The sequence below is a fragment of the Pseudomonas sp. NFPP28 genome (assembly GCF_900115535.1).
Taxonomy (GTDB): Bacteria; Pseudomonadota; Gammaproteobacteria; order Pseudomonadales; family Pseudomonadaceae; genus Aquipseudomonas; species Aquipseudomonas extremorientalis.
Map to the genome: position 1 here is coordinate 93,216 of NZ_FOWT01000009.1, position 14,705 is coordinate 107,920.

A 14,705-nucleotide genomic window follows, 5' to 3' on the forward strand; every position below is an offset into this window, starting at 1 on the left:
TCCGATTGCTTCTTATTGGGCAGGGCTGGATGGGGTGACCACGACGTCGGCGCGCACGGCACGCACATCGAGGCTGATCTGGTATTCGGTGTACTGGCGCGCGGGCACGTTGATCACCGTGCGCCATTGCGCGCGGTCCAGCTCGCGATAGCCCACCAGCAGGCCGATCTGGCGCGTGGACGGGTCGAGGTCACGCTGGATGCTCAATTGCTCGCCGGGTTGCACCATCACTTCGTCCTGGTCCAGCAGGTCCAGGCCCAGTGTGGATTGCGCACGGTCCGCCAGAGCGAAGTAATCGGAACGGGCGAAGGTGGCGGCGTTTTTCAGTTCGAAGATGCGCACCCTTACCGGGGCGGCCTGGCCGTTGGCACCGGGGTTGAGCCCGCTGATCGCATGGAAGTGCAGCTCGACGGCGGCCGTATCCACTTCGGCCTCGGCGGCTGTTTCGGGTTTGGCGGTGTCTTTGGCACACGCCGTCAGCAAAAGCAGTGTGGCGACTGCGAGTAAAAACCTGGGAATCATCCTGCGTCCTCAATGACGTACTTAGCTATCCGTTAAATCCATGTGCTGCGGTTCAGCGTCGCTGTCGTGCGCTGTGTTCTTCGTAGGCCCGGCTGAATTCGCGGCCGAACAGGTCCTGGAAATCTTCCTGGGCCTCGCGGGAAATATTGCTGTAGAGCTCGGTGAACTGCTGCCAGTACTGGGCCTGGCGCGAACCGTTGAAAAGGCTCGACAGCCCGCCGGGCTTGCCCATGCGTTCTTCCAGCTGCGCCGGTTCAAAGCGGCTGAGCAGGTGCTTGATGGCCGCTTCCACGCCGGCCATCACCGCCAACTGGTGGGCGCGCAGGTCGTTGAAACTGTCGCGTACGGCGAGGTCGGGTGCCATAAACGCCTGGTTGCCGTGGCGCAGGAGCAGCAGTAACGCTTCGTCAGCATTCGGGGCGAATTTCAACGGATTGTTTTCTGCCGGCTGGATCATGGTCTGCTGCATGCGGAACTCGCCCTTGAGGCTGGCGCGGGCCCGCAGCACGTCGATCAGGCCTTCGACCATCAGGCGGTAGCTGCGGCCGATATTTTCCATCTGGGCCTCGGCCTGGGCTTTGTCCAGGCGCAGTTGGTCCAGGCCCGCACCACGCAGGAAGGCTTGCAGAAGGTCCGGTTGCTGGCTTTCCGCCACGGGCGGCGGGGGCTCGACCACCGGGGGCGGCTGGATGACCGGTGGCGGCGCAGGTGGCGGCGCAGCGCTGACGACGGGTGCTGGCGTGTCGCCAAACAGGTCCCAGTCTTCGGGAATCACCGCGCCCGACACCACCGGCGGTGCCACTACCGGCACAGCCACCGGTGTCGGCGGGCGGAAGTCATGTTGCTCGGAAGGCACGTGGTCCGGCACGGTCGGCGGCGGTACGGCGGTAGGACTGAGGAAGTCGAACAGGTCCGGCAGCGTGTCCATCGATGAAGCGCCCTGGAATTGCGGCGCAATCACCGGAACAGGCGCGGGCTTATTCGACACGGCGCCCATCAGCGCTTCGAAACTGTTCGGCGACTCGCCGGCAAACGGCTGGCTGTCGACGGCCTGTACGTTGAAATCGATACGCGCCTGGATCTCGTAATCGCCGATGCGGATCAGCTCGCCATCTTGCAACAGCTCGCTATTACCCCTGCGCAAACGAATGCCGGCGTTAACCAACTCCACTCCGTTGGTACTGTTATCAGTTAAATAATAACGGCCATCTTTGTACTGAATAACGCAGTGCTGCGAGGAGACCAGACGCTCAGGATCAGGCAATACCCAGTCATTATCCGAGCTGCGGCCGATAGCCATCGAGCCCTGATTCATGGACTTTTCGGAGCACTGCCCAGGGGTAATCTTGTGATAACTAGTGATAGTCAAACACAGCGACATCTTGCCTCCTTGCTGATACTTCGCGCGCGGTCGATTCCCGGGACAGCGCTTCCCGGGATATCCCCATCAGGTCGAGCAATCGACCGTCCAAAACCTGCCAATACCAGCATGATCGCTGATCTTAACTGGGCTCTATGACAAAAATCCTGTCCCGGTACGTCGTTCGACCCACCAGTCGCACAGGTTGTTAAGCACCGCACATCTGTCACAGAGGGCGAATAGCTTACCTTGACAAGGCATAAGTACTACACCAAAAATGCACAACTTCTTGAATACCGATGATGGCACATTAGTGGCATCTTGCTTATATGACCAAGAAAACATGCAAAGTTCCTTGCGCAACTAATGCATGAATTGCCCGCTATCTAACGGGCTGATAGGGAGATCAAATACAGTGGATGTGCCGTTGCTGCTCACCGCCGTTTCCGCGACTTCGCCCTGTGGCGAAGACATGGAATATGACGCGCAATTTCTGCAATTGGAGCGTGATGCCAAGGGCCAACCCGAGCGCAGCATGGGCGACTCGATCCTGCCCGCTGAACCGCCGGAATGGCGCAGCATCCAGCAGCAAAGCCTCGACTTGCTCGCGCGCAGCAAAGACCTGCGCATCACCCACTTCCTGTTGCAAAGCGCCCTCGCCCTCCAAGGCGTGGCCGGCCTGGCCGAAGCGCTGACGCTGATCGATGCGCTGCTGCGCGATTACTGGGCCGACCTGCACCCGCGCCTGGACGCCGACGACGATAACGACCCTACCGTACGCATCAACGCCCTCACCGGCCTGACCTGCGACACCAACATCCGCCTGCTGCGCGAAAGCATCCTCACGCGCTCGCGCACCTTCGGCCCCGTGAGCCTGCGCGCGGCGCTCAACGCCAGTGGCCTGTTGAGCTTCCCCGATGAACAACTCGGCGCGCAGCAGCTCAACGCCGCGTTCCTCGACAGCGACCCCGAGCAGCTACAGGCCACCCGCGACGCTCTGATTACGGCGCGTGCGGCGTGCGAAGCGATCGAACAACAGGTCAATGATCAGGTCGGTTCCGCCCAGGGCGTGGACCTCAGCGCCTTGAAGCAGCCGCTCAAGCAGGCGTTGCAGATACTCAATCAAGCGGTGCCCGGCGCCGCCGGCAGCAGCGAACCCGAGGCCGTCAGTGACGACAATGCCCCCTCGGCCGACTTCGCCGCCGCCCCCGCAGCACCGCGTCCCGTTGGCGATATCGCCAGCCGCGACGATGTGCTGCGCAGTCTCGACAAGATCCTTGCGTACTACACCCGGCACGAGCCTTCGAGCCCGCTGCCGGTGCTGTTGAACCGGGCGAAGAATCTGGTGCACGCCGACTTTGCGGCCATCGTGCGCAATCTGATTCCCGACGGCATGTCCCAATTTGAAAACCTGCGCGGGCCGGACGGCGAGTAAGCCATCCGACTGTGCAGTAACAACACCGTCGCTCAAGCGACCAGGAGCAGCAACGTGGCGAAGCAAAGTTCTCAGAAATTCATCGCGCGCAACCGTGCGCCTCGAGTGCAGATCGAGTACGACGTCGAGCTCTACGGCGCCGAGAAAAAGGTCCAGCTGCCCTTCGTAATGGGCGTGATGGCCGACCTCGCCGGCAAGCCTGCCGAGCCGTTGGCGCCGGTGGCCGACCGCAAGTTCCTTGAAGTGGACGTCGACAACTTCGACTCGCGCCTCAAGGCCATGCAGCCGCGCGTGGCGTTTCACGTACCGAACGAACTGACCGGCGAAGGCAACCTGAGCCTGGACATCACCTTCGAAAGCATGGACGACTTCAGCCCGGCCGCCGTGGCACGCAAGGTCGACTCGCTGAATCAACTGCTCGAAGCCCGCACCCAGCTGGCCAACCTGCTGACCTACATGGACGGCAAGACCGGCGCTGAAGAAATCATCATGAAGGCGATCAAGGATCCGGCACTGCTGCAAGCACTTGCCAGCGCGCCTAAGCCTGCAGGGGACCAGTAATCATGACTGACAATACCGCCCGCGAAGGCTCCCAGATCCTGGGCACCCAGACCGAAGAAGCCAGCGAGTTCGCCAACCTGCTGCTGCAGGAATTCAAGCCCAAGACCGAGCGCGCCCGCGAAGCCGTGGAAACCGCCGTGCGCACCTTGGCCGAACAGGCCCTGGCGCAAACCGACCTGGTCTCCAATGACGCGATCAAGTCGATCGAATCGATCATCGCTGCCATCGACGCCAAGCTGACCGCCCAGGTCAACCAGATCATCCATCACCCGGACTTCCAACAGCTGGAAAGCGCCTGGCGTGGCCTGCACTACCTGGTCAACAACACCGAGAGCGATGAGCAGCTCAAGATCCGTGTGCTCAACATCTCCAAGCCGGACCTGCACAAGACCCTGAAGAAATTCAAGGGCACCGCGTGGGACCAGAGCCCGATCTTCAAGAAGATGTACGAAGAAGAATACGGCCAGTTCGGCGGCGAACCCTACGGCTGCCTGGTGGGCGACTACTACTTCGACCAGTCGCCACCCGACGTGGAACTGCTGGGCGAACTGTCGAAAGTCTGCGCCGCCATGCACTCCCCGTTCATCGCTGCCGCTTCGCCGACCGTGATGGGCATGGGCTCGTGGCAAGAGCTGTCGAACCCACGCGACCTGACCAAGATCTTCACCACCCCGGAATACGCCGGCTGGCGTTCGCTGCGTGAATCGGAAGACTCGCGCTACATCGGCCTGACCATGCCGCGCTTCCTGGCGCGCCTGCCGTACGGCGCCAAGACCGACCCGGTGGAAGCCTTCGCCTTCGAAGAAAACACCGACGGTGCCGACAGCTCCAAGTACACCTGGGCCAACGCCGCGTACGCGATGGCGGTGAACATCAACCGTTCGTTCAAGCACTACGGCTGGTGCTCGCGCATCCGTGGCATCGAGTCTGGCGGTGAAGTGGAAAACCTGCCGGCCCACACGTTCCCGACCGATGACGGTGGCGTGGACATGAAGTGCCCGACCGAAATCGCCATCAGCGACCGCCGTGAAGCGGAACTGGCGAAAAACGGTTTCATGCCGCTGCTGCACAAGAAAAACACCGACTTCGCCGCGTTCATTGGCGCGCAGTCGTTGCAGAAACCGGCCGAGTACGATGACCCGGACGCCACCGCCAACGCCAACCTGGCCGCGCGCCTGCCGTACCTGTTCGCCACCTGCCGTTTCGCTCACTACTTGAAGTGCATCGTGCGCGACAAGATCGGTTCCTTCAAAGAGAAGGACGAGATGCAGCGCTGGTTGCAGGACTGGATCCTCAACTACGTGGACGGTGACCCGGCTCACTCCACCGAAACCACCAAGGCCCAGCACCCATTGGCTGCCGCCGAAGTGATCGTGGAAGAAGTCGAAGGCAACCCTGGGTACTACAACTCCAAGTTCTACCTGCGCCCGCACTACCAGCTCGAAGGGCTGACGGTGTCGCTGCGCCTGGTATCCAAGCTGCCTTCGGCGAAAAGCGCGTAAACCACCGATGAGCTAGCTCTTCTGTGGGAGGGGGCTTGCCCCCGATGGCATCACCGGGGTGTAACTGACACACCGAGGTGCCTGCATCGGGGGCAAGCCCCCTCCCACACAAAAGCACTGCCCATTTGGAGTTAATCAAATTCAGTGGCCCACGCCACACAGGGAGAAAACATGGCTGTTGATATTTTCATCAAGATCGGCGACATCAAGGGCGAGTCCATGGACAAGGCCCACAAGGACGAAATCGACGTGCTGAACTGGAGCTGGGGCATGGCCCAGTCCGGCAACATGCACGTGGGCGGCGGTGGCGGCGCGGGCAAGGTGAACATCCAGGACCTGTCGCTGACCAAGTACGTCGACAAGGCTTCGCCGAACCTGATGATGCACTGCGCCAGCGGCAAGCACATCGACAAGGTCAAGCTGACCGTGCGCAAGGCCGGTGGCGAAAGCCAGGTCGAGTACATGGTGATCAACCTGGAAGAAGTGCTGGTGACCTCGCTGAGCACCGGCGGTTCGGGCACCGATGACCGCCTGACCGAGAACGTCACCCTGAACTTCGCCCAAGTGATGGTCGACTACCAGCCGCAGAAAGCCGACGGCACCAAAGACGGCGGCGCGATCAAGTTTGGCTGGAACATCCGTTCCAACACCAAGCGCTGATAGCCCTGGTGGCCGTGGCGCCATGCCACGGCCCCTGGTTTTTTGTCCCTCTCGCAACCCGTCCGTGGAGCTGCTTTGGTGGTAACTGAAATCGCTTCCCGCGACCGTCTGCAACCGTCCCTGTTGGACCGGCTGACGGACGACGATCCAACCAATCCCAAGGAAAGCGCCGACAAACGCGTGCTGTCCCTGACCCAATTGAAAGCCTCGGTGCTGCGTGACCTGGCGTGGCTGCTCAACACCACGTCGTTGCTCGATGCCGATGCCACACTGCACACTCCAGCCGGCACCTCGGTGGTCAATTACGGCCTGCCGGCGCTGGCGGGCAACAGTGTTTCCAGCGTGGATATCAAGGCGCTGGAAGCCCTGATCTACCAGGCCATCGCCACCTTTGAGCCGCGCATCCTGCGCCACACCCTGCGTGTCAAAGCCCGTGTCGGCCATGGCGAAATGAACCACAACGCCCTGAGTTTCGAGATCGAAGGCGACCTGTGGGCCCAGCCGGTGCCGTTGCGCCTGTTGCTGCAAACCGACCTCGACCTGGAATCCGGCCACGTACGCGTGGTCAATGCCGACCAGCGGAGGCGCCCATGAACCCGCGCCTGCTGGAGCTGTACAACCAGGAACTGCACCACGTGCGCGAAAGCGCCGCCGAGTTCGCCAAGGAATACCCGAAGATCGCCAGTCGGCTGACCCTGTCCGGTATGGACTGCGCCGACCCGTACGTCGAACGCTTGCTCGAAGGCTTTGCCTACCTCACGGCCCGCGTGCAGCTCAAGCTCGACGCCGAGTACCCGACCTTCACCCACAACCTGCTGGAAATCGCCTACCCGCACTACCTGGCACCGACACCGTCGATGACGGTGGTGCAGTTGCAGACCGACCCGGACGAAGGCTCGCTGGCCAGTGGTTTCCCGCTGCCCCGCGACACCGTCCTGCGCGCCGCCCTGGGCCGCGAAACCCAGACCTGCTGCGAGTACCGCACCGCTCACCCGGTGACGCTGTGGCCGCTGCAGGTGAGCAACGCCGAGTACTTCGGCAACCCTGCCGCCGTATTGGGACGCTTAGCCGCCAGTGAGTCGAAAGCCAAGGCCGGTCTGCGCCTGACCCTGCGCACCGGCGCCGAGCTACCGTTCAACAGCCTCGACCTGGACAGCCTGCCGCTGTACCTCAGCGGCGCCGACGAGCAACCGTTCCGTCTCTACGAGCAACTGCTGGGCAATGCCTGCGCGGTGTTCGCACGCAAGCCCGGTGGCGATTGGGTCGAGCGCCTGCCGCAAGATGCGCTGCGCTCCCGTGGTTTTGATGACGCCGACGCCGCGATGCCGGTCGTCGCACGCGCCTTCCAGGGCTATCGCCTGCTGCAGGAATACTTCGCCCTGCCCCACCGCTTCCTGTTCGTCGAATTCGCCGAGCTGAGCCGTGCGGTCAAGCGTTGCGACGGCCAGGAGCTGGAACTGATCGTGCTGTTCGACCGCCACGAACCGAGCCTGGAAGGCAGCGTCGGCGCAGCGCAGTTCCTGCCGTTCTGCACCCCGGCGATCAACCTGTTCCCCAAACGCGTGGATCGTATCCACTTGTCCGACCGGGTCAATGAACACCATGTGATCGCCGATCGCACACGGCCGATGGATTTCGAGATTCACTCCCTGAGCGGCATCACCGGCCACGGCACCGGGCCGGAGCAGCCGTTTTTGCCGTTCTACGCGGTGCGCGACCCGTCGCGCTATGGCCGCGACCAGGCGTACTACACCGTGCGTCGCGAGCCGCGCGTACTGTCCAGCGACCAGCGCCGCAACGGGCCGCGCTCCACCTATGTGGGCAGCGAAACCTTTGTCAGCCTGGTGGACAGCCGGCAGTCGCCGTACCGCCACGATCTGCGCCAGCTCGGCGTGACCGCACTGTGCACCAACCGCGATCTGCCGTTGTTCATGAGCGTGGGCAACGGCAAGACCGACTTCACCCTGGCCGACAGCGCGCCGGTATTGTCGGTGCGCTGCGTGGCAGGCCCCAGCCGCCCGCGCCCCAGCCACGCCCATGACGCCAAGGCCTGGCGCCTGATCAGCCAGCTCTCGCTCAACTATTTGTCCCTGAGCGAACAGGGCCAGGGCGCCGGCGCCTTGCGCGAACTGCTGCGCCTGTACGGCGACAGCAACGACGCCGCGCTGCAATTGCAGATCGAAGGCCTGCGCGAGGTCAGCAGCAAAGCCGTGACCCGACGCCTGCCGATGCCCGGCCCGATCGTGTTTGGCCGGGGCCTGGAGATCACCCTGGAATTCGATGAAAACGCGTTTCGCGGTACCGGCGTGTTCCTGCTCGGTGCGGTATTGGAACGCTTCCTGGCACGCTACGTGTCGATCAACAGTTTTACCGAGACGGTGATCCGTACCACCGAACGCGGCGAGATCATGCGATGGAAAGCCAAGCCCGGACGTCGTCCGACCCTGTGAGTACCCTGGATGCGATGCACCAGGAGCCCTGGGAATACGATTTCTTCCAGGCGCTGCGGCGTATCGAGTGCGAATCGCCGGAGCTGCCGCGCCTGGGCCATTCCCTGCGCCTGGCGGATGACCCGCTGCGCCTGGGGCAACAGGCCGATTGCACCTTCGCCCCGGCCACGCTGGCCTCGGTCGACCCCGGCGGCGACGGCAAGCCGGCGCGCCTGGAGCAGTTCTTCTTCGGTCTTGGCGGCCCCAACGGCCCGCTGCCGCTGCACATCACCGAGTACGTGCGCGAGCGTCAGCGCAACAACGCCGACAGCACCAGCAAGCAGTTCCTGGATGTGTTCCACCATCGCCTGCTCAGCCTGTTTTACCGGGCCTGGGCCGAGGCGCGGCCGACCGTCAGCCACGACCGCCCGGACGATGACTACTGGTCGGCACGCCTCGCCGCGCTGAGCGGCCGGGGCATGCCGAGCCTGCTGAATCAGGGGCTGATCCCGGATACCGCCAAGCTGCACTACAGCGGCCACCTGTCGGCGCAAACCCGCTACCCGGACGGCCTGAAGGCGATTCTCAGCGAGTATTTCGGCCTGCCGGTAGAGATCGAAGAGTACGTCGGCCAATGGCTGGAACTGCCCGAACGCAGCCGCGTGAGTGTGAGCGCCAACCGCCTGGGCGTGGACTTTTGCCTGGGCAGCTTCGTGTGGGACCGCCAGCACAAATTCCGTATCCGCCTGGGCCCGCTCACGCTGGATGACTACATGGGCATGCTGCCCGGCCACCAGCCATTCAACGAACTGGTGGCGTGGGTGGCCGAGTACCTGGGCCATGAACTGGACTGGGACCTGAACCTGGTTTTGCAACAACCCGAAGTCCCGGCGCTGCAACTCAACGGCCAGTTCCGCCTGGGCTTCAACACCTGGCTCGGTAAACCCGAGCATGACGCCAACGACCTAATCCTGGCCCGGCACTACGCCGACCACGCCACCACCTCAAGGAATCCAGAGCATGGGTGAAATCAGTCGCGCCGCACTGTTCGGCAAACTCAACAGCGTGGCCTACAAGGCCATCGAAGCCGCCACCGTGTTCTGCAAACTGCGGGGCAACCCGTATGTGGAACTGGCCCACTGGTTTCACCAGTTGCTGCAACTGCAGGACTCGGACCTGCACCGCATCATCCGCCAGTTCAACGTCGAGCCGGCACGCCTGGCCCGTGACCTTACCGAAGCGCTGGACCGCCTGCCGCGTGGCTCGACGTCGATCACCGACCTGTCGTCCCATGTGGAAGAAGCCGTCGAGCGCGGCTGGGTCTACGGCAGCCTGATGTTCGGCGAAAGCCAGGTGCGCACCGGTTACCTGGTGCTGGGCATTCTCAAGACGCCGAGCCTGCGTCACGCGCTGCTGGGTTTGTCCGCCGAATTCGACAAGATCAAGGCCGAGGCCCTGAGCGAACGCTTTGATGAATACGTGGGCGACTCGCCGGAAAACGCGCTCAGCGCCAGCGACGGTTTCAACGCCGGCGCCGTGCCGGGCGAAGCCAGCGGCGCGATGGCGCCGAGTGCGATGGGCAAGCAGGAAGCGCTCAAGCGCTTCACTGTCGACCTGACCGAACAGGCGCGCAGCGGCAAGCTCGATCCGATTGTTGGCCGCGATGAAGAGATCCGCCAACTGGTCGACATCCTTATGCGCCGCCGCCAGAACAACCCGATCCTCACCGGTGAAGCCGGGGTGGGCAAGACCGCCGTGGTCGAAGGCTTCGCTTTGCGCATCGTCGCCGGGGACGTGCCGCCCGCGCTGAAAGACGTAGAGCTGCGCAGCCTCGATGTGGGCCTGCTGCAAGCCGGCGCCAGTATGAAAGGCGAGTTCGAACAGCGCCTGCGCCAGGTTATCGAAGACGTCCAGGCCTCGCCGAAGCCGATCATCCTGTTTATCGACGAAGCGCACACGCTGGTGGGCGCCGGTGGCGCCGCCGGAACAGGTGATGCCGCCAACCTGCTCAAGCCGGCCCTGGCCCGTGGCACCTTGCGCACCGTGGCCGCCACCACCTGGGCCGAGTACAAGAAACACATCGAGAAAGACCCGGCCCTGACTCGCCGCTTCCAGGTCGTGCAAGTCGCCGAACCGTCGGAAGACAAGGCGCTGCTGATGATGCGCGGCGTGGCCTCGACCATGGAAAAACACCACCAGGTGCAGATCCTCGACGAAGCCCTGGAAGCTTCGGTGAAGCTGTCCCACCGCTACATCCCGGCGCGCCAGTTGCCGGACAAATCCGTGAGCCTGCTGGACACCGCCTGCGCCCGCGTCGCCATCAGCCTGCACGCGGTGCCGGCGGAAGTGGACGACAGCCGTCGTCGTATCGAGGCGCTGGAAACCGAGTTGCAGATCATCGCTCGCGAACATGCCATTGGCATTGCGATTGGTGCGCGCCAGACCAATACAGAGGCGCTGTTGAGCGCTGAGCGTGAGCGTCTGGCGACCTTGGAAAGCCGCTGGGCTGAAGAGAAAACCTTGGTGGACGAGTTGCTAGCCACCCGTGCAACGCTACGTGAAAAGGCGGGCGTCGTGGACAGTGGCAACGATGAACTGCGCGCCCAACTGGTCGACCTGCAACAGCGCCTCACCGTCCTGCAAGGCGAAACCCCGCTGATCCTGCCCACCGTGGATTACCAGGCCGTGGCCTCGGTGGTCGCTGACTGGACCGGCATTCCGGTCGGCCGCATGGCGCGCAATGAGTTGGAGACGGTGCTCAACCTCGACCAGCACCTGAAAAAACGCATCATCGGCCAGGACCACGCCCTGCAGATGATCGCCAAGCGCATCCAGACCTCCCGCGCCGGCCTCGACAACCCGAGCAAGCCGATTGGCGTGTTCATGCTGGCGGGCACCTCGGGCGTGGGCAAGACCGAAACCGCCCTGGCCCTGGCCGAAGCCATGTACGGCGGCGAACAGAATGTCATCACCATCAACATGAGCGAATTCCAGGAAGCCCACACGGTGTCGACCCTCAAGGGTGCGCCTCCAGGCTATATCGGCTACGGCGAAGGCGGCGTGCTGACCGAAGCGGTGCGGCGCAAGCCCTACAGCGTGGTGCTGCTGGACGAGGTGGAAAAAGCCCACCCGGACGTGCATGAGATCTTCTTCCAGGTGTTCGACAAGGGCGTGATGGAGGACGGCGAAGGCCGGGTGATCGACTTCAAGAACACCCTGATCCTGCTGACCACCAACGCCGGCACCGAGCTGATTTCCCAGGTGTGCAAAGACCCGGCGAACATCCCGGAGCCGGAAGACATCGCCAAGGCCCTGCGCCAGCCGCTGCTGGAGATTTTCCCGCCGGCTCTGCTCGGCCGTCTGGTGACCATTCCGTACTATCCGCTCAGCGACGAGATGCTCAAGGCGATCACCCGCCTGCAACTGAACCGCATCAAGAAGCGTGTGGAGAGCACTCACAAAGTGGCCTTCGACTACGACGACGCGGTGGTCGATTTGATCGTCTCGCGTTGCACCGAAACCGAAAGCGGCGGGCGCATGATCGACACCATCCTGACCAACAGCCTGCTGCCGGACATGAGCCGTGAATTCCTCACGCGCATGTTGGAGGGCAAGGCGTTGGCGGGGGTACAGATCAGCAGTCGGGATAATGAATTGCACTACCAGTTCAACGATTGACCTGACGGAATACTGCTCAACATGTGGGAGGGGGCTTGCCCCCGATGGCGGTGAATCAGTCACCTGATGCATCCACTGACACACTGCTATCGGGAGCAAGCTCCCTCCCACATTGGATTGGGTTCCTTCAGTTATTAGGGTATTTCGATGCTATTCAACCAAGCCTCACGCCTGGCCAAAATCACCAGCCCCCTCGGGCCGGATGTACTGCTGCTCAATGAAATGGGCGGCGGCGAAGAGCTGGGGCGGCTGTTCAACTACGAGCTGCAACTGACGTCCCTGGATGCCAACATCGACCTCAACCAATTGCTCGGCAAACCCATGAGCGTGGGCCTGCAGTTGGCGGACGGCGGTGAACGGCACTTCCACGGCATCGTCGCACGGTGCAGCCAGAACATCGACCAGGGCCAGTTCGCCAGTTACCAGGTGACGCTGCGCCCGTGGCTGTGGTTGCTCAGCCGTACCTCCGATTGCCGGATTTTCCAGAACCTGAGCATCCCGCAGATCATCAAGCAGGTGTTCCGCGACCTGGGTTTTTCCGATTTCGAAGACGCCCTGAGCCGGCCATACCGCGAGTGGGAATACTGCGTGCAGTATCGCGAGACCAGCTTCGATTTCGTCAGCCGCTTGATGGAACAGGAAGGCATCTACTATTTCTTCCGCCACGAACAGGACCGCCATGTGCTGGTGCTGGCCGACGCCTACGGCGCCCACACCACGGTGCCGGGCTACGCGTCGGTCCCGTATTACCCTAAGGACGAGCAGCAGCGCGAACGCGACCACATGCACAACTGGCACCTGGCGCAGGAGGTGCAGCCCGGTTCGCTGGAGCTCAACGACTACGACTTCCAGCGCCCCAGCGCCAGCATCGATGTGCGCTCGGCCATGCCACGCCCGCACACCGCCGGCGACTACCCGCTGTACGACTACCCCGGCACCTACGTGCAAAGCGAGGACGGCGAACACTACGCACGCACCCGCATCGAAGCCCTGCAGACCCTGCATGAGCAGATCGAATTCAGCGGCAATGCGCGGGGTTTGGGTTCGGGGCATTTGTTCAGCCTCACCGGCTTCAGTCGCCAGGACCAGAACCGTGAATACCTGATCATCGGCTGCCGCTACTACATCGTCCAGGAAAGCCTGGAGAGCGGCGGCGGCTCGGGCTCGGCACAGTTCGAAAGCAGCCTGACCTGCATTGACGCCCAACAGAGTTTCCGCCCGCTGGCCATCACCCACCGCCCTATCGTCAAAGGCCCGCAGACCGCGCTGGTGGTTGGCCCCAAGGGCGAGGAAATCTGGACCGACCAGTACGGCCGCGTCAAGGTGCACTTCTACTGGGACCGTCACGACCAATCCAACGAGAACAGCTCGTGCTGGATTCGCGTGTCGCAATCCTGGGCCGGCAAGAACTGGGGCTCGATGCAGATCCCACGGATCGGCCAGGAAGTGATTGTGAGCTTTCTGGAAGGTGATCCCGACCGACCGATCATCACTGGGCGGGTGTACAACGCCGAGCAGACCGTGCCCTACGACCTGCCGGAAAACGCCACCCAGAGCGGCATGAAAAGCCGCTCGAGCAAGGGCGGCACGCCGGCCAACTTCAATGAAATCCGCATGGAGGACAAGAAGGGGCTGGAGCAGTTGTATATCCATGCCGAGCGTAATCAAGACATCGTGGTCGAGGTGGATGAGAGCCATTCGGTGGGGCATGACCGCAACAAGAGCATCGGGCATAACGAGACGGTGACGATTGGCAACAACCGCCTGCGTGTCGTGCGCAGCAACGACACCGTACTGGTGGGCGGCGCCAAATCGGACAGCGCCGCCACGCACTACACGATCGAGGCCGGCGAGAGTATTCGCCTGGTGTGCGGCGACAGTGTGATCGAGCTCAAGGCCGGTGGAGACATCAACCTGACCTGTGGCTCGTTCAATCTGTTTTCCAGCGGCAGCAGCAAGATCCAGACGAAAGGAAAACTGGACATCAACCTGGGCAGCGACAAGGGCACATCGCCCGGCGCCCAAGGTGTGCAAAGCACGATCAAGTCCGCCGTCGAATCAAAATTTTCCGGCAAGCCCGGCGCTGATCAATAACGAGATTTCCCCACCATGAATTACGTAATTAACGAAGCCCAATTCACCCTGCCAGATGCCGAGGTGCAGGACACCTCAATCAATATTCTCAAGTTCGCCAGCCTGGGTACCACGCTGGTGGTCAGTCGCAGCCCACTGGCGGAGGGCGAGACCTTGCACAGCAACTTCGAGGGCCAGCTTAAGAAGCTTGAACAGCAAGTCAAAGACCTTCGTTATTCGCCAGCGCAAGCTATCAAGGTGGGGCCGGCGCAGGATATCGATGCCTTTGAGGTGCAGAACCGTTTCAATAAAGGCAGCGACAACATTTACCAGTATCAGTTGGCGATGCAGATACCCGGCACACGTCGCTTGATCGCCCTCAGCTACGTAAAGACCCAGCCCTTGGGGTCTGCCGAGGCAGCGCATTGGGCAACACTGAAAAACACCCTCACCTTTCTCGCCACGCCCTGAGTCGAAACTGAGCA

12 protein-coding genes are annotated in these 14,705 nt (G+C 62.5%); 10 read left to right on the forward strand and 2 right to left on the reverse strand.

The features are described from left to right. Positions 1-12: 12 nt before the first annotated feature. Both tssJ and tagH read right to left on the reverse strand, forming a co-directional pair. Entirely contained in the window at positions 13-522 is a 510-nt protein-coding gene (tssJ, locus tag BM110_RS22700) for a type VI secretion system lipoprotein TssJ (RefSeq protein ID WP_092241644.1), read from the reverse strand. 52 nt (positions 523-574) lie between these two features. Then, a complete protein-coding gene (gene tagH / locus BM110_RS22705) occupies positions 575-1,903 on the reverse strand; it encodes a type VI secretion system-associated FHA domain protein TagH (protein WP_093514207.1) in 1,329 nt (442 codons plus the stop codon). Positions 1,904-2,297: 394 nt separating this feature from the next. Between tagH and tssA the strand changes: the two genes are divergently transcribed. The 10 genes from tssA to BM110_RS22755 all read left to right on the forward strand — a co-directional run bounded on the left by tssA (position 2,298) and on the right by BM110_RS22755 (position 14,691). Beyond that, entirely contained in the window at positions 2,298-3,317 is a 1,020-nt protein-coding gene (gene tssA / locus BM110_RS22710) for a type VI secretion system protein TssA (protein ID WP_071488096.1), read from the forward strand. Positions 3,318-3,371: 54 nt separating this feature from the next. Continuing rightward, positions 3,372-3,878, forward strand: coding sequence for a type VI secretion system contractile sheath small subunit (gene tssB, locus BM110_RS22715; RefSeq protein ID WP_010207547.1), 507 nt, complete (start codon positions 3,372-3,374; stop codon positions 3,876-3,878). A gap of 2 nt (positions 3,879-3,880) precedes the next feature. Further along, positions 3,881-5,380: a type VI secretion system contractile sheath large subunit gene (tssC, locus tag BM110_RS22720; RefSeq protein ID WP_058424268.1), complete on the forward strand. Its 1,500-nt coding sequence runs from the start codon at positions 3,881-3,883 to the stop codon at positions 5,378-5,380. 171 nt (positions 5,381-5,551) lie between these two features. Continuing rightward, a complete protein-coding gene (locus BM110_RS22725) occupies positions 5,552-6,040 on the forward strand; it encodes an Hcp family type VI secretion system effector (protein WP_005792512.1) in 489 nt (162 codons plus the stop codon). A gap of 78 nt (positions 6,041-6,118) precedes the next feature. Then, positions 6,119-6,634 (forward strand): type VI secretion system baseplate subunit TssE, encoded by a 516-nt coding sequence (gene tssE, locus BM110_RS22730; protein ID WP_005792513.1) that lies wholly within the window; start codon positions 6,119-6,121, stop codon positions 6,632-6,634. Further along, positions 6,631-8,490 carry a type VI secretion system baseplate subunit TssF gene (gene tssF / locus BM110_RS22735; RefSeq protein ID WP_093514208.1) on the forward strand — a complete coding sequence of 620 codons (1,860 nt, stop codon included), beginning with the start codon at positions 6,631-6,633 and terminating at the stop codon, positions 8,488-8,490. Before tssE ends, tssF begins: the two co-directional genes overlap by 4 nt. Next, a complete protein-coding gene (tssG, locus tag BM110_RS22740; RefSeq protein WP_058424270.1) occupies positions 8,454-9,497 on the forward strand; it encodes a type VI secretion system baseplate subunit TssG in 1,044 nt (347 codons plus the stop codon). Before tssF ends, tssG begins: the two co-directional genes overlap by 37 nt. After that, positions 9,490-12,147, forward strand: coding sequence for a type VI secretion system ATPase TssH (gene tssH / locus BM110_RS22745; RefSeq protein ID WP_093514209.1), 2,658 nt, complete (start codon positions 9,490-9,492; stop codon positions 12,145-12,147). Before tssG ends, tssH begins: the two co-directional genes overlap by 8 nt. A gap of 147 nt (positions 12,148-12,294) precedes the next feature. Further along, complete coding sequence (locus tag BM110_RS22750) at positions 12,295-14,241, forward strand: type VI secretion system Vgr family protein (protein ID WP_092241638.1); 1,947 nt, start codon at positions 12,295-12,297, stop codon at positions 14,239-14,241. Positions 14,242-14,256: 15 nt separating this feature from the next. Then, a complete protein-coding gene (locus BM110_RS22755; protein WP_092241636.1) occupies positions 14,257-14,691 on the forward strand; it encodes a DcrB-related protein in 435 nt (144 codons plus the stop codon). Positions 14,692-14,705 lie beyond the last annotated feature (14 nt).